At 42.1% G+C, this 20,082-nt stretch carries 19 protein-coding genes; 5 read left to right on the forward strand and 14 right to left on the reverse strand.

The window, feature by feature from the left end:
* Positions 1-25: 25 nt before the first annotated feature.
* Both pyrF and yciH read left to right on the forward strand, forming a co-directional pair.
* Positions 26-772: an orotidine-5'-phosphate decarboxylase gene (gene pyrF, locus Xhom_RS16525; RefSeq protein WP_069315840.1), complete on the forward strand. Its 747-nt coding sequence runs from the start codon at positions 26-28 to the stop codon at positions 770-772.
* Positions 765-1,088 carry a stress response translation initiation inhibitor YciH gene (yciH, locus tag Xhom_RS16530; protein ID WP_069315839.1) on the forward strand — a complete coding sequence of 108 codons (324 nt, stop codon included), beginning with the start codon at positions 765-767 and terminating at the stop codon, positions 1,086-1,088. The genes pyrF and yciH overlap by 8 nt, the downstream gene beginning before the upstream one ends.
* Before the next feature lie 137 nt (positions 1,089-1,225).
* On the opposite strand, the gene bla is transcribed toward yciH, so the two are convergent.
* Entirely contained in the window at positions 1,226-2,137 is a 912-nt protein-coding gene (gene bla / locus Xhom_RS16535; RefSeq protein ID WP_084023043.1) for a class A beta-lactamase, read from the reverse strand.
* 141 nt (positions 2,138-2,278) lie between these two features.
* Positions 2,279-4,219, reverse strand: coding sequence for an exoribonuclease II (locus Xhom_RS16540; protein WP_069315837.1), 1,941 nt, complete (start codon positions 4,217-4,219; stop codon positions 2,279-2,281).
* Between the two features lie 474 nt (positions 4,220-4,693).
* On the opposite strand from Xhom_RS16540, the gene Xhom_RS16545 reads away from it, so the two are divergent.
* On the forward strand, positions 4,694-5,293 hold the full coding sequence (locus Xhom_RS16545) for a GNAT family N-acetyltransferase (protein WP_232326295.1): 600 nt from the start codon (positions 4,694-4,696) through the stop codon (positions 5,291-5,293).
* 551 nt (positions 5,294-5,844) lie between these two features.
* Here Xhom_RS16545 and Xhom_RS16550 read toward each other — a convergent pair.
* From Xhom_RS16550 to Xhom_RS16590, 9 genes are all read right to left on the reverse strand, one after another.
* On the reverse strand, positions 5,845-6,717 hold the full coding sequence (locus tag Xhom_RS16550) for an EamA family transporter (protein ID WP_069315835.1): 873 nt from the start codon (positions 6,715-6,717) through the stop codon (positions 5,845-5,847).
* A 159-nt stretch (positions 6,718-6,876) separates the two neighbouring features.
* Entirely contained in the window at positions 6,877-7,509 is a 633-nt protein-coding gene (gene nth, locus Xhom_RS16555; RefSeq protein WP_069315834.1) for an endonuclease III, read from the reverse strand.
* A gap of 49 nt (positions 7,510-7,558) precedes the next feature.
* Positions 7,559-8,245 (reverse strand): electron transport complex subunit E, encoded by a 687-nt coding sequence (locus Xhom_RS16560; protein WP_069315833.1) that lies wholly within the window; start codon positions 8,243-8,245, stop codon positions 7,559-7,561.
* Positions 8,246-8,247: 2 nt separating this feature from the next.
* Positions 8,248-8,880 carry an electron transport complex subunit RsxG gene (rsxG, locus tag Xhom_RS16565; RefSeq protein ID WP_069315832.1) on the reverse strand — a complete coding sequence of 211 codons (633 nt, stop codon included), beginning with the start codon at positions 8,878-8,880 and terminating at the stop codon, positions 8,248-8,250.
* A gap of 11 nt (positions 8,881-8,891) precedes the next feature.
* Positions 8,892-9,971, reverse strand: a complete 1,080-nt coding sequence (gene rsxD / locus Xhom_RS16570) for an electron transport complex subunit RsxD (RefSeq protein ID WP_069315831.1) — start codon at positions 9,969-9,971, stop codon at positions 8,892-8,894.
* A 12-nt stretch (positions 9,972-9,983) separates the two neighbouring features.
* A complete protein-coding gene (gene rsxC, locus Xhom_RS16575) occupies positions 9,984-11,870 on the reverse strand; it encodes an electron transport complex subunit RsxC (RefSeq protein ID WP_069315830.1) in 1,887 nt (628 codons plus the stop codon).
* Positions 11,863-12,504, reverse strand: coding sequence for an electron transport complex subunit RsxB (rsxB, locus tag Xhom_RS16580; RefSeq protein ID WP_069315829.1), 642 nt, complete (start codon positions 12,502-12,504; stop codon positions 11,863-11,865). The genes rsxC and rsxB overlap by 8 nt, the downstream gene beginning before the upstream one ends.
* Positions 12,504-13,085 (reverse strand): electron transport complex subunit RsxA, encoded by a 582-nt coding sequence (rsxA, locus tag Xhom_RS16585; RefSeq protein ID WP_069315828.1) that lies wholly within the window; start codon positions 13,083-13,085, stop codon positions 12,504-12,506. The genes rsxB and rsxA overlap by 1 nt, the downstream gene beginning before the upstream one ends.
* Before the next feature lie 116 nt (positions 13,086-13,201).
* The gene (locus Xhom_RS16590; protein WP_069315827.1) at positions 13,202-13,642 is read right to left on the reverse strand and encodes a DUF2569 domain-containing protein; all 441 of its coding nucleotides are present in this window, start codon (positions 13,640-13,642) and stop codon (positions 13,202-13,204) included.
* A 135-nt stretch (positions 13,643-13,777) separates the two neighbouring features.
* Here Xhom_RS16590 and Xhom_RS16595 point away from each other — a divergent pair, with 135 nt between their 5' ends.
* Both Xhom_RS16595 and Xhom_RS16600 read left to right on the forward strand, forming a co-directional pair.
* Positions 13,778-14,818, forward strand: a complete 1,041-nt coding sequence (locus Xhom_RS16595; RefSeq protein ID WP_069315826.1) for an oxidoreductase — start codon at positions 13,778-13,780, stop codon at positions 14,816-14,818.
* Positions 14,819-14,901: 83 nt separating this feature from the next.
* A complete protein-coding gene (locus Xhom_RS16600; RefSeq protein WP_069315825.1) occupies positions 14,902-15,891 on the forward strand; it encodes a bile acid:sodium symporter family protein in 990 nt (329 codons plus the stop codon).
* Between the two features lie 51 nt (positions 15,892-15,942).
* Here the strand turns inward: Xhom_RS16600 and add are convergent, their stop codons facing one another.
* From add to manA, 3 genes are all read right to left on the reverse strand, one after another.
* A complete protein-coding gene (add, locus tag Xhom_RS16605; RefSeq protein ID WP_069315824.1) occupies positions 15,943-16,944 on the reverse strand; it encodes an adenosine deaminase in 1,002 nt (333 codons plus the stop codon).
* Positions 16,945-17,097: 153 nt separating this feature from the next.
* On the reverse strand, positions 17,098-18,606 hold the full coding sequence (locus Xhom_RS16610) for a YdgA family protein (protein ID WP_069315823.1): 1,509 nt from the start codon (positions 18,604-18,606) through the stop codon (positions 17,098-17,100).
* 175 nt (positions 18,607-18,781) lie between these two features.
* Positions 18,782-19,954, reverse strand: a complete 1,173-nt coding sequence (gene manA / locus Xhom_RS16615) for a mannose-6-phosphate isomerase (protein WP_069315822.1) — start codon at positions 19,952-19,954, stop codon at positions 18,782-18,784.
* Positions 19,955-20,082 lie beyond the last annotated feature (128 nt).

A 20,082-nucleotide genomic window follows, 5' to 3' on the forward strand; every position in this document is an offset into this window, starting at 1 on the left:
AATAAGTAAATGAAAGGGCCTAAAAATGACTTCTCATACAGCTCAAGCTTTAGATAAACAGATTGATTCCCTTGTTATCGTTGCATTGGATTATGACAACCAAGATGCAGCATTGGCATTTGTTGACAAGATTGATCCACAATCTTGTCGACTGAAAGTAGGCAAAGAGATGTTTACATTGTATGGCCCACAATTCGTTCAGGCTTTGCATCAACGAGGCTTTGACGTATTTTTGGATCTTAAATTCCACGATATTCCCAATACAACGGCAAGGGCTGTTGCGGCTGCAGCGGAGTTGGGTGTCTGGATGGTCAATGTTCATGCGAGTGGTGGCGCGAGAATGATGACCGCTGCGAAAGAAGCACTGTTGTCCTACGGTAAAGATGCTCCATTATTGATTGCTGTTACCGTGTTGACCAGCATGGAACACTCCGATTTGTTGGGTATTGGTATTGATATAACTCCTGCACAACATGCGGAACGTTTAGCATTATTGACCAAACAGTGCGGTCTGGATGGTGTAGTTTGTTCCGCCCATGAAGCACAACAATTGAAAACCGTATGCGGCCAGACGTTCCAACTTATTACACCGGGTATTCGTCCTGAAGGTGCCGAGGCGGGTGATCAACGCCGTATCATGACTCCACCTCAAGCTGTTCAATCTGGGGTAGATTATATGGTGATCGGGCGTCCAATTACTCGCGCAGAAAACCCAGCATTAGCTCTACAGCAGATTAATCAATCTATTGGTATTGGGGTTGCTCATGGATAATAATTCGCGTCTGGTTTACTCGACAGATAGCGGTCGTATCCAAGAAGAAACCATCAAACCCGCTCGCCCGAAAGGTGATGGTATCGTTCGTATCCAGCGCCAAACCAGCGGACGTAAAGGCAAAGGTGTTTGTGTGATCACGGGTATTGATGCCGATGATCAAACACTAGCCAAACTGGCGGCGGAATTGAAGAAAAAGTGTGGCTGCGGTGGCTCTGTCAAAGATGGTGAAATCGAAATTCAGGGCGACAAACGTGACTTGCTGAAACAACTGTTGGAAGTGAAAGGAATGAAAGTGAAGCTGGCGGGAGGCTAAACCCAGTTTCGTATATCCTATAAGCTATGCAGTACATTAACTGCATAGCTCTGTTAACTGAATGACTTTGTCTGGTCAGGTTATCTAAAACTAGTCCGTGAAAAAGCAGTTAGTCAAAATTTGTGTAACTTATTCATTCAATTCCCCGATTGGGTCATGATACGTGCTGCTGTAGCTAATACGTCAGGACGAGCAATAGCCTTTTTGTCATTCGGCTGAGTAAAGTAAGTGACCAAAATTAATGGTGCTCGTTTATTGGTTGGCCAGATCACCGCGATATCATTTGTTGAACCATAATCACAGCGGCCAGTTTTATCTCCAACAAGCCAATCTTCTGGTACACCGGCACGAATGCTGGTGCCACCCGTTGTATTTCCTTTTAACCAATTAGCTAATAATTCTTGTTGTTCTGCGGCTAGAGCATTTCCCAGCGTCAAATTATATAAACTGTCCGCCATAGCTTGTGGGGTGGAAGTATCACGTTCATCACCCGGTTCAACGATATTTAATTCAGGTTCTTTGCGATCGAGGCGAAAGTGATTGTCGCCAATTGTGCGGGCAAATTTGGTGACTTCATTCGGCCCACCTAATTGGTCAAGAAGCAGATTCATGGCCGAATTATCACTATATTGCAGTGTTGCCGCGCTTAATTCTCCTAATGTCATACCATTTTTCAGATGTTTTTCTGTTATGGGACTGTATTCCACAAGGTCTGATTGTTGATAGTGAATTCGTTGGTTCAATAAATGATTATCTGTTTCACTTTTTTTCAGAATAGCTGATACCGCCATGAATTTGCTGGTACTACACAAAGGGAAACGTTGGTCTGCTCGATAACTAATGACAGAATGATCCGCAGTATCAATTAATACAGCGCCAAGATGTCCATTGGCGTTTTTTTCTAATATTGCAAGTTGATCTATAATCTGATTTTGCTTAATCACTTCATTTTGATGGGAAGTTGCATTGGCTGGGAATAAAGTTATCGCACCAAGCAGAGGAAAAAGTGCGGTTGTCATACTTGCCAATTTTGTTACAAAAAATCGCATATTGGTCATCTCTCAAGAAAGGTTGGAAATTGTGTTAATAATCTGATGTTTTATTGGATGGGGTATCAATTCATGGGGATGTTAGCTGTTATAACAAACTGCCGCCATTTATAGGCGGCAGATGTGTTAGCTCGATTAACTTTAACTTACAGGACGAGCTACGATATTGCGTGTTTCCATTCTGACTTCTTCAATACGGACATTGATGATGTCATTCAAGCGATAAGCCGCTTCACCTTTAATCAGGACAGAACCTGTTTCTTGGCTGCATTGAAGTTCATCACGAACAGCATGCAAGAATGGCCCAGGGACGAAAGCAACGGCACCATTATCAACCAAACGAACGCGCAGGCCGCCACGGGTGATATCAATAATTTCTGCTGGGAACGTTTTGTCTGTACCAGCATGCGGATGAAGGAAGCGGGCATAGAGCCAATCGCCAACATCACGCTCTGCCATACGGTTTGCCCGGCGGCGTTCTGTCAATTGTAGGCAAACCTCTTCAGTTGGTTTTTCGGCTTCAGTTTGTTGAATAATCGCCTTTAACAAACGGTGATTGATAATATCGCTGTATTTGCGGATAGGGGATGTCCAAGTCGCGTACGCATCAAATCCCAATCCAAAGTGTGGGCCTGGTTCTGTTTTGATTTCCGCAAAAGTCTGGAAACGACGGATACGACTATCTAAGAATTGAGTTGGTTGTTGATCCAGCTCACGTCTCAATTTGCAGAATCCGTCCAGTTGCAGTAATGCTTCGCCATCTGCTTCAATGCCATTTTCCTTGAGAACTTCAACTACTTGCTCAATTTGCGTTGATTCGAAACCAGTATGGACGTTATAAATCCCGAAGCTTAATTTATCACGCAACAGTCTGGCTGCACACAGGTTTGCCGCGATCATGGCTTCTTCAACAATGCGGTTGGCGGTACGGCGCTGTTCAATCACGATATCAACAACGTTGCCACCTTCATCAAGAATAAACCGATAGTCTGGACGCTCCTTGAAGACCAACGCGTATTGATGACGCCAATTATTGCGGCGTTCAAACATCTCTTTCAACAGCGTGACTTGAGTAATGACAGAGTCGGATTCTGGTTTCCAACCTTCCTGGCCTTCTAACCAGTCTGAAACTTCGTCATAAACCAGCTTGAATTTCGATTCTACCCACGCGGCGAAGAATTGAATATCATCGCCCAATTGACCATTTTCCAGAATGGAAACCTGACAAACCAGAGCAGGGCGGCGAACATTTGGACGCAGAGAACATAAATTATCTGACAATTCACGAGGAAGCATTGGAATATTGAAGCCCGGCAGGTAGTTGGTGAAGCTACGCTGGTAGGCAATATTGTCCAATTCACTATCAGCCTTGATATAAGCTGTTGGGTCTGCAATTGCAATGGAGAGTTTCAGGCTGCCGTCGTCATTTTTGGCGATATGCAAAGCATCGTCCATGTCTTCCGTTGTTGCACTATCGATTGTCACAAAATCAAGAGCAGTAAGATCGATGCGTTCTATTGCATCATCATCCAACTGGCAATCGGTCATATCAGGAGACTTACGTTCCAGACTATGACGTGCCAGAGTGACCCACCAAGGAGCATAATGATCATCACCTTTGGTAATGTAGCCTGTAATTTCGGCTTGGAACCCGCGGTCACCTTTTAGTGGATGGCGGCGCATTTCAGCGACAGCCCAATCACCTTGTTCAAAAGTGTGTGTAATGTCATTAGAAGGGCGGCAGGGAATGGAATCTTTCAATAATGGATGATCAGGAATAATCCACAGGCGGTTATCATTTTCTTTCTTTTGAACTTTTCCTACAAAACGAGTCAAAAATGGCTCAATTAGCGTTTCTGGCTCAGCGATTTCTTTCTCTTTATCTGTGTGGATAGCAGCGGTAATCCGGTCACCGTGCATGACTTTCTTCATGTTCGGAGGTGGAATGAAATAGCTTTTTTGTCCATCAACTTCTAAAAACCCAAAGCCTTTCTCAGTTCCTTTGACTAAACCTTCTACACGAAGAGTTTGAGAGTGGAGTTGCTGTTTTAGCTGTGCAAGCAGCGGATTGTTTTGAAACATAATATCTGGGGAGTATGGAGTTATTATCGATAATTTTGGACAACAGTTTTACGCGAATCGAAGGTATGGAGCAAGTAACATCTTATCAAAACAGGAAAAACTGTGTAGTAAGCCGAAGAATTAAACATTTTCTTGTAATGGTAGTAATCATCCTCAGATTGATTATAAGGATGATTAACTCTTTGAATTATCTTCTATAATTTATTTTTCCCTATTTTCTGCCTGCGACAACAAATAAGCGTATAAATTAAACAATTCATCCCTCTCATTTAGTTACAACATACTATTTAAATCTAACTACTATCGAAATCTATAATTAAAGAATTTCACCAACTAAATATAAAAAGCAGTGAGCAGAGGCTAAAAGTCTGGTATTTCTTGACCATTACATTTGATACATGGCATAAACGAGGTCTACTTTAGCAGCAGCGTCTGGCCGATCCGACATTCGATTGATATCTTCGGAGAATGAACATGATCATCTGTGAGTCTAAAGAAATATCAGAAACGCAACTGATTCGTTGCATACAGACATTGACACTCGCCTTTGATGGATATTCCTTAATGCGGCATTTCCTCGCTGAGGATGATCACCGGCAGAGAGTGAGGCTCTATCAGGAGACTTTTCTTAGGAAGGTAGGCATGACAGTAGGACACGTATGGGCTACCGATGATGGAACTGCTGTATCAGTATGGACAGCACCTGATATTGAAGACGCAGAGGAAGTTTTCACTCCTCTATCTATCGAATTTGAAAGGATCGCGGGATCGAGAGCAAACGTAATGCGGTCATCTGAAGCTATTATGGCGAAAGAACGTCCCAAGTTTCCATGCTGGTTCTTGGGGGTAGTAGCCGTAGATCCGGATTTTCAGGGGAAGGGGCTTAGTCGTGCGGTTATTGAGCCAGGCATCGAGAGGGCCGATTGCGAAGGATTGCCGGTGTTCCTCGAAACTTCCGATGACAAAAACGTAAGGTTCTATGAACGCTTGGGATTTGAAGTGACGGCAGCATACCCACTTCCTTTTGATGGTCCTGTAACGTATGCGATGATAAGATGGGGGAGATCGCAATGACCTCGCTCGTCATTTGAGTTGGATATGAATACGAGATGACCTATAGAAATATCCATGTAAAAATTGGTGGTTATCGGCAGATATCCGGTTATCACCCTAATTTAAAAAATTCATTTTCCCTCTTCATTTAGTTACAACATAATTTTAAATTTAACTACCATAAAATCAATCAATCCTAAACAAGCGAAAAAAGAAAGATTTCGTCGTGATTATGTTGAGATAGGACTTTAGTGTTTATTTATTTACCATCCTTACTCGCCCTGTTGTTGGAGGCGTTGTTATTTCTGTTGGACAGATTCAGTCACTGGTTGATTGAATTAGGGCAAAAATATCCACTTGGAAAAAATATAGATGATTTACATTCATATGCGGAAATGTTTGCGAAGGTAATATAAACAAGTTCGAGATTTGGGACAAAATTCGTAAACTGTTTTTTGAACAATCTGAAGCCAGACAAGAAGGGCTGTTAGCCGGGCATTTCTCATTTAATTCCAAAGGAGCCGGCTCTGCGTGTGATGACAGCGGATTGGCTGCCATCATGTTGGGTGAGATCAGTCATAAACCTTATGGAATTGCTTGCCATATAATGACATAACGAGTCCGGCCAGAATTAAAATACAGGAGGTGATTTTATCTATACTGATAGTTTCACCAAAGATAATGGTACTACCAACAAAACCAAATATAGGTACAAGTAATGATAATGGGGCAACACTGGAGACAGGGTATTTGCTGAGTAATGAATTCCATACCCAGTAACCGATTAATGTCGTTGGATAAGCTTGGAATAATACGGAAAATATTGTCATAGCATTTAGATTTTCACCGAGGTTAGAGAATGCAAAAGAACCATTGGTGATATATCCCATCAAAAACAGGGGGAGTGGAGCAAATAAGCAAGACCAAACTAGAAAACTGAACACATTTTTACTTTTGTTTTTTTTCATAATGACATTTGCGATGCTCCAGCTTGTGGCGCCAAACAGCACAATAATTACGCCCCATAGTGTGATTGAACCATCAGTTAAACGCAAAATAAAACCTAGCCCTGTCAATGCTAAGATAAAGCCTAACATTTGATGACGGTGGATACGTTCTTTTAAGAAAATACATCCCATGATAATGGTGAGGAAAGCACTAAATTGCAGCAATAGTGAGGATACTCCTGCTGATACTCCCATCTTGACACTAAGATTGACCATTCCCCATAAACCCACACCGAAGATAATGCCGTACAGTGCTACGATTTTCATTGGTACATCAGGCCTGCGAATAAAAAATATAGCGGGGAAGGCACATAGCGAAAAACGTAATCCAGCCAATAAAAATGGGTCTAAGGTATTTAATCCCAATTTTATTACACTGAAATTTAGGCCCCATATTAGTGTGATTAAAAGAGCCGCTAATAGGTCAATGATTTTCATCTATGTTCCTTTTAATATAAGGGAATGTTAACAAAGAGGCAGTTTGAAAGATGAAAGGTATAGTAGGGTAATTGAAGTACAAAGTCTGTCCCCTATAGTGATTAAATAGGAGACAGACTTTGATATTAAACAGGAAGGTGAAAATTCAGTAAGGCTTTATTATTCAGTTTTATCTGAATACTCGCAGAGATCTTCAATGATACAAGAACCACAGCGCGGTTTACGGGCAATGCAGGTATAGCGGCCATGCAAAATCAGCCAATGGTGGCAATCAACCTTGAATTCAGCCGGCACGACTTTCAATAATTTCTTCTCAACTTCATCAACGTTTTTCCCGGGAGCAAACTGAGTCCGATTACTGACTCGAAAAATATGCGTATCAACGGCAATAGTCGGCCAACCAAAAGCGGTATTCAAAACAACATTCGCTGTTTTGCGGCCAACGCCCGGCAGGGCTTCCAGTGCTGCACGATCGTCTGGTACTTCACCTTGGTGTTTTTCCAACAATATCCGGCAGGTTTTAATCACATTTTCGGCTTTAGTGTTATATAACCCGATGGTTTTTATATGCTCTTTTAAACTATCAACCCCTAAATCAAGGATGGCTTGTGGCGTATTGGCAACAGGATAAAGTTTTGCTGTTGCCTTATTGACGCTAACATCAGTAGCTTGTGCTGACAGTAAAACGGATATCAGTAATTCAAAAGGCGAGTTGAAAACCAATTCGGTAGTCGGGTGTGGGTTGTTATCCCGTAAGCGGGTAAGTATCTCAACCCGTTTTTGTTGGTTCATATCTGGTTGCACCTTCAGCTTCTTGTGATATAGCTTCCACAGCTTTTTTCTACATTGTATTTTTTTCTATATAGTATTGGCGTTCTTTATTTTCTGAACGATTTTTCATACGTTCATCAATAAGATACTTTCCTGCCAGCATCAAACCTAGTCCAATAAAGGCACCGGGTGGCAGGATAGCGAGCAGGAAAGGCGAATCCATATGAACAATTTCAATACGCAGTAATTTAGCCCAACTGCCCAGTAGTAGATCAGCTCCATCAAAAAGGGTGCCATTACCTAAAATTTCACGTATCGCGCCTAATACAAACAGGGCAAAGGTTGCACCGAACCCCATCGCAAGACCGTCAATCATTGAATGATAGATTGAGTTCTTAGATGCGTAGGCTTCTGCACGGCCGATCACGATACAGTTAGTGACAATCAAGGGAATAAAAATCCCCAATGATTCATAAAGTCCAAAAGCAAAAGCGTTGATTAGCATCTGGACGGCACTAACGACGGACGCAATGATCATCACATAAATGGGAATACGGATTTCGTTGGGAACCCAACGGCGTAAAGCTGACACTGCAATATTGGTACTCAACAAAACCAACGTGGTAGCTAATCCTAATCCCAGTGCGTTGGTTGCGGTGGAGGAAACGGCTAACAGAGGACAAAGTCCGAGAAGTTGCACTAATGCGGAGTTGTTCTTCCATAGCCCCTGAATAAATAGATTTTTGGTTTCGCTCATGATTATTTTTCTCCATCTTCACAGGTTGGAAGTACAGACAATTGTGTCGGCACTGTTTTCAGATAAAGGGTTGTCCGTTTAGCGGCATTGACGACAGCGCGAGGCGTTATAGTGGCTCCGGTGAATTGATCAAACTCACCGCCGTCTTTTTTGACCGCCCAATTGTGATCATCATGTGAAGCGACTCTTTTCCCAGATAAAGAATAGATCCAATTGGAAATACGGGTATCTATTTTATCTCCCAAACCCGGTGTTTCATGGTGTTCAGTTACGCGAACGCCTAGTACTTTGCCAGAAAAATCAGCGCCTACCAGTATTTGAATAGCGCCTGAATAGCCATCAGGGGCAGTACTTTCCAACGCGGCTGCAACGGGAATGCCATCTTTACGAGCAAGATAAAGGTGATGAGGTTGTTGATTACCCAATGCGTTGTCTGTCACAAGATAACACTCATCCTGCATTTTATTGTTGTATAAGTTAGGAGGAACAACTTGATCTAACAGTACCTTGTGCTGTAATGCGGCTTGTTCGGCAATTTGGTCTTTTGTTAGTAAATAAACAATTGCCGTTAACCCAGTTGTACAGGCCGCAAAAATTGCGAGGATTATACCGTGACGTCGCATAGTTTCTAACATGGCAATTTTCCCTATTTATGACCGTAAGCACGAGGTCGTGTGTAATTGTCGATAAGCGGTACACAAATGTTTGCTAATAATACGGCGAATGCCACGGCATCAGGATAACCACCATAGACTCGGATTACCCAAATGAGTATCCCAATGATGGCACCGTAAATAAGACGGCCTTTTGGCGTCGTTGAGGCGCTCACCGGATCGGTTGCAATAAAAAATGCACCTAACATGGTTGCACCGGAAAAGAGCTGCAATAAAGGTGATGAATAACGAATAGGGTCAATCAACCAGCTAAGCAATGCACAAACACCCAGAGATAAAATAAATGCGGTTGGGATCTGCCAGTTAATCACTTTTCGGTTGAGCATAATCAGACCGCCAACCAGATAAGCGATATTGACCCATTGCCAACCAATGCCCGCCAAAACTCCCTGCAATATCGGTTGCTGTAGCACTTCGTTGATATCATGGGTCAGTCTGCCGGTTTTAAAACTGTCCAGCGGCGTTGCCTGACTCAGACCATCAATGCCTTGTTGCAGTTGTAACAAGGTAGATCCATCAGGCGAGTGCCCAAAGAAAATAACCATCAGGCTATCCCAAGGAGTTAATGTGAATACCTGTAAAGATTCTGGTGGCATCCAACTTGTCATTTGTACAGGGAATGAGATAAGCAAAACGACATAGCCAACCATCGCAGGATTAAATGGATTTTGCCCAAGCCCGCCATACAGGTGTTTGGCAATAATGATGGCAAAAAATGTCCCGAGCACGATTAACCACCATGGTGCTAGTGGTGGTAGGCTAATTCCCAGAAGTAACCCCGTAACTAAAGCTGAGTTATCTTTGAGGTAAGGAATAACCAATAGTTTTTTAAGTGCAATGACCGCAGATTCAGCTAACAAAGCGGTAATAATTGCCAGTAAGATCTGGAACAAGGTTCCATAGCCAAATAGATACGTTTGTACAGCTATGCCGGGGATGGCAGCTAAAACCACCCATAACATGATTTGGCTGGTACTTTTTTGATTGTGTGTAAAAGGCGAACTCGCGACTTTTAGTTGGTTATTGTCAGTTTTTACTGGCCTGAATTTCATTGATAAATGTCACTATTCTGTTGGAATTTCTTGTTTTTCTTGAGCTGCCGCTTTCTTGGCTTTAACGCGCGCAATAGCCGCCGAGACAGCGGCTTTGCGCGGGTCAACTTCTTCCACTTCAGCGGAAAAAGTTTGTTGCGGCGCTGGTTCAGCCTGATTTTGAGCGGCTTTTTTCGCTTTTGCTCTGGCTATCGCGGCGGCGAGGGCGGCTTTACGAGGATCATCATCTTCAACCGGTGCTACCGTTTCAGTATCTACATTTGTAGTAGTTTGTTTTTCTGCCTGACGAGCACGTAATTGCTCTTTTCTGGCCTTGCGTGCTGCAATTGCCGCGGCATTATCAGGTGATTGGCCTGCTTGTACTGTGATTGCCTCACCAGTATTACTCTGTTTTTCTTTCACACGAGCAAGGGCAGCCTGCACTGCATTTTTATCGTTGCCACTGACTTGAACAGCCGCTTTTTTATGACGTTCTTCTCGAGCCAGTTTCTCTTGTTCCATACGTGTCTGTTTGGCTTCAAAGCGAATTTTTGCTTCTGCTGAACGGCGGGATTCTGCATCTATAGCCCGTATTTCTGCTTTTTCTTGTCGATAATATTGAACCAAAGGAATATTGCTCGGACACACATACGCACAAGCACCGCATTCAATACAGTCGAACAAATGGTGATTTTTGGCTTTTTCATGTTCTTCTCCACGACTAAACCAATAAAGTTGTTGAGGTAACAACCCAGCAGGGCATGCTTCAACACATAAACCACAACGGATACATGCTTCTTCAATCTCGTTGGGTTCCATTTCCTGCGTAGAAGGCGCAAGAATGCAGTTACTGATTTTGACAACGGGTACACTGAGATCAGGCAGAGTAAAGCCCATCAATGGCCCACCCATAATGACCATTTGTTCTGATTTGGGACTGAATCCCGCTTGTTGTAGCAGAAATTGAACTGGTGTACCGAGACGTGCCCAAAAGTTACCGGGTGAGGTGACTGCTTCTCCTGTCAGAGTCACTACACGTTCAATGAGAGGCTCTCCGTTAATAATTGCGCGCTTGATAGCCATCACTGTACCCACGTTTTGCATGAGTACGCCGATATCAGAAGAACGCCCACCGGAAGGAACTTCCTTCCCTGTCAGGATTTTGGTCAGTTGTTTTGCGCCGCCAGAGGGATATTTTGTTGGAATAACACGTACAATAATAGACTTATCACCATTAAGTGCCGCATTGAGTGCATCAATGGCTTCGGGTTTGTTATCCTCAATCCCAATTAACACCTGCTTTGGATTGAGCAAATGCATCAAAATACGGATACCTTCGATAACTTCGTAGGCATGTTCCCGCATCAAACGATCATCAGCCGTGATATAAGGCTCACATTCTGCTGCGTTGATAATCAATGTATTGAGATTGTGTTGGCCACCTTTTAGTTTTATTGCAGTAGGGAAGCCTGCACCACCCAAACCTGCGATTCCGGCTTGTTGAATGCGTCGTAACAAATTGTCAGTATCAAGTGTCGTGTAATCGGGCGTCTGGATTCGATCACACCAGCGATCTTCGCCATCAGGACATAATCGGATGCATAATTCTTTCAATCCGGAAGGATGAGCTGTGACACAAGGTTCGATAGCTGTAATTGTTCCTGATGTTGAAGCGTGAACAGGTACTGTCCGGCCGCTTCCCAGCGTCAATGGTTGGCCTTTCAATACGTTATCACCAGCTTTAACCAGTAGCTCACCTTCTGGTCCCAAATGTTGCTGTAGAGGAATGATTAACTCATCTGGCAGCGGCGCATAACGCAGAGGAGTACGGCTGGATTGCAATTTCATTTCCGGTGGATGAATACCGCCCTCAAAATCCCAGACTTTATTTTTGTTGAGCAAGTTGAGCAGATTAAACATTGTTTTTAACCTCAACAGGCTTAACGGAAGATAAAAAAACAGGTTCTAGTGTCACGTTAATATTTTTTACTGGAATAATATTCTTTACCGGGATCGTATTTAAATCCCATTTCCAATTTGATGTGGTAGTAGCGACAGGGATCATCGTGATGCAATCTGTTGGGCAAGGAGCGACACACAGGTCACAACCTGTACAGAGATCTTCAACAACGGTATGCATGGCACGGTTTGCACCAATAATGGCATCAACCGGACATGCCTGAATGCATTTTGTGCAGCCAATGCAGTTTTCTTCGTCAATGAAAGCCACTTTTCTGGCAGGATTTTGTATGCTGTCATCGCCATCCAACGGTTGTGGATCAACACCCAGTAACTCGGACATTTTGAGCATAACCTGCTCCCCGCCGGGAGCACATTTGTTGATCATCTCACCATTATTGGCGACCGCTTCCGCATAAGGACGACAGCCGGGATAACCACATTGTCCACATTGACTTTGGGGTAACAAATTATCGACTTTCTCAACAATCGGATCTTCTTCTATTTTAAAACGACGGGCAGCAAAACCAAGAATTAAGCCAAAGATTAACCCGAGTACGCTTAATACGCCGATAGCAATCCATAATGACATCATTAGAATTTCACCAAACCACTAAAGCCCATAAATGCGAGAGACATTAACCCTGCAGTAATAAGCCCTATCGATGAACCACGAAAAGGGGCGGGAATATTGGCAACAGCAAGACGCTCACGAATAGCAGCGAACAGTACCATTACAAGGGAAAAACCAGCCGCAGCGCTAAATCCATATACAGCTGATTGAAGAAAGCCGTGAGATTGATTGACGTTCAGCAGTGCGACACCGAGTACAGCACAGTTGGTTGTAATCAATGGCAGGAAGATCCCTAAGAGCCGATAAAGTGTCGGGCTGGTTTTGCGGACGGCCAGTTCAGTAAATTGAACCACGACAGCAATGATGAGAATGAAACTTAGGGTGCGCAAATAAACTAAATCGAGTGGAACCAAAACAAAGGTGTTTATCAGCCATGAGCTGATAGAGGCCAGAGTTAGAACAAACGTTGTTGCTAACCCCATGCCAATGGCAGTTTCGAGCTTTTTAGATACACCCATAAAAGGGCATAGACCCAAAAATTTTACTAAAACAAAGTTATTGACCAAGACTGTGCCAATAAATAGAAGAAGGTATTCAGTCATTGCTATACCTGAAAATAATATATTGGAAGATGAAATATTGTTTGTAATCTGAATAGAAATTCCCCACCTTTGATGAAGGCAAGTGGGGCAATGATAACAATCAATTGTGGGGTATGTTATCGATCTTGTGTGAAAGTCATTTTTACTCGATGTGAACGCTTAATATAAGGAACGAAAACGGCAGCAGCCAGTAATGGCCATAACAATGAACGTATTGCCATCTCATCAGTAATGGGAGAAAAGGCAAAAGATTTTATGGCAATCAGAATTGAAATCATCAGCCAAATAATAAAAATACGTGGGAAACGTTTTGAACGAATAAAAAGCAATTTCAATGTCCAGGCAGTAAAACACCACATTATTGCCGTGGTGAATACCGAGGTATACCACATGGTCGTAAAACTCCCATCGACTTGATGAATGACCTCATTTTTTTGGATAAACATCATGGTATATAGCAACAGCATCAAACTGGCGGAGATTAATGTCATGATTAGATAAGCGGCAGGTGCTAATAGCCAGCCGTTAATGCGATAGTAATCGTTGGATTGATACATAAAAATCGTCACTCCATCATGAGTGTTTTGATATAGAAAAGAGATAGTAACACAGGAATCGGGATTATTTGCTAACGAGTGATAGGTGGTGATATTTTCTGATGTCTTGTTTCCGTTCATTTTTTAGAGGCAGTTATGAGTGATATTTTAAAAGTGGGTTTAGTGGGATATGGCTATGCAAGTAAAACATTCCATGCGCCATTGCTTGCAGGGACATCCGATGTTGAATTAGTCGCAATTTCCAGTAGTGATGCAGAGAAAGTCAAAAAAGACTGGCCAATGGTATCCGTTGTTTCTTCGCCAGAGGCTCTCTTTAATAATCCTGATCTTGACCTTATTGTGATACCGACTCCCAATGATACTCATTATCCACTGGCACGACAGGCGTTGGCAGCAGGTAAGCATGTTGTCGTTGATAAGCCTTTTACTATTACTGTGGAACAAGCTGAATCACTGAATAAACAAGCGGAAGAGGCGAATTTATTGCTGTCTGTATTCCATAATCGCCGCTGGGATTCTGGTTTTTTGACTGTGAAGTCACTCATTAAAGAAAATAAATTAGGTGAATTGAAATATTATGAATCCCACTTTGATCGCTACCGGCCTGCTGTTCGTCAGCGTTGGCGGGAAGCGGCCGGTGCGGGAAGTGGCATTTGGTACGATTTAGGCCCTCATTTACTGGATCAGGCTGTACAACTCTTTGGAAAACCAAAAGCTATTAACGTTGATTTAGGCATGATACGCCCGAATGCGGAGACGGCGGATTATTTTCATGCGCAGCTCAATTATCCTGATTTGAAAGTCATGCTACATGCAACAATGCTTGCAGCGACAGAGTCGCCTATTTATACGTTGCATGGTATGGCCGGAAGTTATATGAAGTATGGGCTGGATCCACAGGAAGAACGTTTGAAAGCGGGGGAAAGGCCACCACGGGCAGATTGGGGATATGATGCCCGCGATGGTTCCGTGACGTTGTCACAAGATGATGATTTGATTACAAAGGTGATTCCTACTTTACCCGGCAATTATGGTGCTTATTATGCCGCTATTCGTGATGCCATTTTATTTGGCAAGCCAAATCCGGTAACTGCCAATGAAGCCATTCTGATCATGAAACTCATTGAAGCAGGTGAAAAATCAGCTAAAGAACAACGTACCATTTTAGTTGATTAATAGCAGTACCCAGAGAATTAATTAACATTCTGGCAATCTGTGGAAGATTAAAGCACGTCAAAGCACATGGTGGAGCTATTTTAATGAATTTACTGCAAAAATTAAGAATCGACCCTTTTTTGGTGATATTGATTACCGTAGTGATCATCGCATCGTTTTTTCCCTGTGAAGGTGAGGCGAAAAAATGGTTCCAGCATTTAACAACGGCGGCTATAGCGTTGTTATTTTTTATGCATGGTGCGAAATTATCTCGTGAGGCTATTTGGGCGGGGATAGGGCACTGGCGTTTGCATTTGGCGATTTTCGCTAGCACTTTTGTCCTATTTCCGATACTAGGTATGGGCCTGCATTTTATTGTGCCGGAATGGATGTCACCTACCGTCTACATGGGGTTTCTTTATCTTTGTGCTTTACCTGCTACTGTGCAATCCGCAATTGCTTTTACTTCTGTTGCAAAAGGAAATGTTGCCGCGGCGATATGTAGTGCTTCCGCTTCAAGTTTGTTAGGTGTGTTCTTGTCTCCATTGTTGGTGGGGTTTTTGATTCAATCTCATGAAGGTGGCAGTCATGCCGATACGTGGCAAGCGATAAAAGATATTATTCTGCAATTGATGGTGCCTTTTATTGCTGGGCATTTATCTCGTCCTTTGATTACTAATTGGGTGGAGCAACATAAAAAATTGATCAATATGACGGATCGTTCTTCTATCTTGCTGGTGGTGTATGTTGCATTTAGTGAGGCAGTGGTGGAGGGTATTTGGCATAAGATTGATGCTTATTCGCTCATTATGATTGGTACCGTGTGTAGTCTTTTATTGGCTGTAGTTTTAATGATTAACGTATACAGCGCACGTTTATTTGGTTTCAGCAAAGAAGACGAAATTACCATTGTGTTTTGTGGTTCTAAAAAGAGCCTTGCTAATGGCGTGCCGATGGCAAATGTATTATTTCCTGCGTCAATGGTGGGGGTAATGCTGTTGCCGCTGATGATTTTCCACCAAATCCAATTGATGGTCTGTGCAGTACTTGCACAGCATTATGCACAGCGATCAACATCAAAAAAGGCAGATTAATTTTCTGCCTTTAACGTTATTCAAATGTTACTTATTATTAACGATTTGTTATTAACGATTTGCCACTTTGGTTTTCAGTGCCTGTTTTTCCGCTTCACTAAGGAATGCAGTTGTTAATCCATTAATCTGTGCCTGCCGAATTTGTTCTGGTGACAAACCGGCGGCAGGTGCAGCAACGTTATACTCATGACGAATTTCAATACCTTCTACTGCGGGATCATCGGTATTGATCGACGCCAAAATGCCGTGTTCAAGGAATTGCTTCAGCGGATGAGCTTGCAAAGAACTGACAGTACTGGTTTGCAGGTTTGAAGTCAGGCAAGATTCGATACCAATGCGGTGTTCAGCCAGATAATCCATCAGAGCGGGATCAGTGATAGCTTTAACACCGTGTCCGATTCGGGTCGCGCCCAGATCACGAATGGCATGCCAGATGCTTTCCGCACCCGCAGCTTCACCCGCATGTACACTAATGTTCCAGCCCGCATCACGTGCTTGAATAAAATGTTGTTCAAAGATATGGCCTGGAAAACCCAATTCATCACCCGCCAAATCTAATGCTGTAATGTGTTTTTTATGGGCAAGAAGACCAGCTAATTCCTGAGTACAGGCTTGTTCACCAAAAGTTCTGCTTAAGATACCAATCAAACGGATCTGGATATCATGTTGTAGGCTGGCGGAATGGATACCATCAACGACAGCCTCAACAACACCTTCAACGGGAAGTTGATGTTTCATTGCCATGTAATAAGGAGAAAAACGTAATTCAGCATAATCCAAGCCTGCATTGATGACGTCTTCGACGTTTTCAATGGCAACTCTGCGGCAGGCATCTAAATCAGCCAGAACAGCAACCCCCCAGTCCAGTTTTTGAAGAAAGCTGACAAGGTTGGGCTCGTTCTCAATAATTTGAACATGGGGGAGTAATGCTTCCAGTTCATTGGCAGGGAGAGGGATATTATGTTGACGTGCAAGAGACAAGATAGTTTCAGGACGAATATTGCCGTCAAGATGACGATGTAAATCGATTAGTGGAAGCCGTGCGTCAATCATTTTTTATCCTTCTTATCAAAATTTGCATATACAAAAAAGCCAGTCAACACGTTGACTGGCAAGAAAATGAAAGCACTATTAATATGTTAGCTATTCAGGTTTTTTAACTTTGAGCATGTGCTTTCTTTTGGCAGAGCCTGAACAAAATCCTGATTATTCAGCTACAGGAAGCTCAGCCTCATTATGCTGATTTTGCTCACCATCAACATCATCATAGGATCCGACAAGGCCATTATCAAGCAGGAATTGATGCAGGCTGGACTCTTTGTCGTTTAATTTGACTTTATCATTGTCGTAGTGGAAATTGAGGCCAATTGTATCTTCAGTATCAGTGAAGAGTTTGAGGGCGGTGCCTTGTGCTGCCATCATTTGCACCTGTTGTTTTCCTTCTGTTTCAGCAGCCGATTTGTCTTTACCTTTGAGCTGTTGTGACAAGGCGATAGATTCTACTATCATAGGTTTTGATAGCTTAATATCCAATGATAAGTTTTTGATTATTTTACGAATAATGTCTTCAGAATCTCCTAGCATTAGGGAATTTAGATCTTCAGGAAAATTATTCAATGTAACGTTGAAGTTTATGGCACTCTCACCTTTACTATTTTTAGCACTAAGCGGTTTTATACTAAATTGTGCGTTGTGTTTCAGCATTGTTGGAAGGTATTCTAGCATTGCAGCATTTGCCAACTTGTCGTGAGACTCGAAGTCACCAGATTTTATTGCTTGGATAATAGAATCATAATATGCCTGATTGAACTTACTGTATGCTAAACCATCCAGATTATTCAGACTGAACACGAATTTACTTGAACCAAAATCGATGTCTTTAATTTTTAATCCGTCAATACTAAAAGAAACTGTATTGTTTATATTATTCTCGTTGTCCTCTCCAACAACAGAAGCAGTTTTTACGTCTTGAATAGACAAGTCATTATCGTCTAACCCGGTTAGCTTGATCTCACCGATATTGAAGTTGCTATTACCAAGGTAGGTATCAAATTTATTTTTTTTAGTATCCATTGAAAAATCAATATTTTTCAACTCAATAGATTCATTTTTCTTGAAATCTATTTTTACTTCATTGCTTTTTACAGTTGATGAAAATTTGTTAAATTTATTATCGGTATCAACAGTAATTGTTGCTCCAGAGAAGCTCAGGTTGTCGCCTGTTGCTTCGTCTTTGTACTCAACAGGAATAATATTGATATCGAAATATAATGATTGGTCATAGCCTATTCTTGAATCTACACCGAATAAGGATTTACTTTTGGTGATTTCGAACAATTTTTCCGTTACATCATTTTTTTCAAGTTCTGTGTGTATGGAGGCTAACTTAGGTGCTAACTTGAATTTTGCGATATCGGCAAGCGGGAATGGCCCATGGTCGATCCTGGATTTGAAAACGATATCTTCGTTCTTTTCCTTGTTTTTTTCTTCCTTGTTATTTTTGTGAGAGAGAACTAACAGAGCATCAGAACTAAAAATGCCACGTTTGAATTCTTTCTTTTGTAATTCCCCTCCGGTACCAGCAAGTTTAGCATTTGCTTTTTCTAAAATTTGGTCGATGCGACTTTCAATTTGCTTACCTGTGTACCATGAGGCACCTGTCCATGCTGCACCTAAAGCAACAATAACACTTACAGCAACTAACGATTTTTTCATGTGGAAATTCCATCCTTATTTAACGCATATGGCATTGTAGGTGTATGCGTTTTTGTATGTATGTCAATAATGGTCGTTAAGTGTATAGTCTAGACAAAATATTTTTAATCAGTATTTACTGGAAATGTGATTAATAGTCTATGAAATATATCGTAACCATTTGAATATATTCTAATTAATTGGATGCCTTGGCTATTTTGCCATTACCGTGAATAGTTACGGTTCTTTCTATAGCAGATAAGAAGATTGATTCACCTGAGAATATTCTCAATTCCTGCTCTCCACTGCTGATAACCACTTGACCTTCAAAACAAAATAGAACCGATGCGGTATTATTTTCAAAGGTTATTGGTTGTTCTGAAACAGCATAAACTGAAAAACAGAAATCATTGACAGGAACAGGGTAGCTCAAGACGACTTTTTCTTGTTTTGGTATGGTCAACAAATGATTAGTGGATTTTGGCGTAAAGTCCAGATTTGCCATTAATTCTGGAACATCAATATGTTTGCTGGTTAAGCCGGCTCGCAGCACATTGTCAGAATTAGCCATGACTTCCAAAGCCACACCTTCAAGATAGGCATGAGGGGTACGAGCATAAAGAAACATCGCCTGACCTGGTTCCAGTTCAACAACATTTAGTAAAAGCGGAGAAAACAGGCCATTGTCATCAGGATAGAAAGCACTCATTTTTTTGATGGTTTCCCATGGGGCTCCCTGATGGCTGTTTAATGCAGCTTTTAATACAGCAATAGCTAAACGTTTTTGATCGCCGTGCATGTTCAGCAATTGAGAGAAGAGAAGAGATAAATTCTGTTCTGTCGGATGCTGAAGGAATACTTGAATATCGGGATGTGCAGCAGAAACATTACTGAGTAATTGAGCTATCTCTGACAACGGCCGGAACGCATTCATTGCTTTAAATGGTGTTAGTGCATACACCAATTCAGGCTTATGGTTATCGTCTTTGTAGTTACGCTGCGCAGAATCCAACGGAATTCCTTCTGCGTTTTCTTTGGAGAACCCAATTTCGGCAGATATTTTATCAGGATGTACTTGAATAGAAAGAGGTTGAGCTGCACACAACACCTTAAACAAGAACGGTAATCGTTGGAATTGATGGGCTATTTTTTCTCCCAGATATTTTTCAGGTTCTTTAGCGATTAGCGTATTCAGAGCAACAGTTTCACCCGTCTGTGGATCTGTCACCAGCGAACTACATTTTGGATGCGCACCCATCCAGAGTTCTGCCATAGGCTGATTATCAGGGTTCTCAATACCATAGATATCTGTCAGGGTAGTTTTGCTTCCCCAATCATAATGTTGGATGTTGTTGGTCATTTTCAGCATGGCATGTTCCTGTATTTCCTATAATAAAAAAATAAATTTATTTATATGATAACAATACAATAAACACGGTTACGTCGCATTATCGATAATAAATTTATGGCATGATAAATAAATGCCGACTAATTTAT

The organism is Xenorhabdus hominickii (assembly GCF_002632725.1).
In the GTDB taxonomy this organism is placed as follows: Bacteria; Pseudomonadota; Gammaproteobacteria; order Enterobacterales; family Enterobacteriaceae; genus Xenorhabdus; species Xenorhabdus hominickii.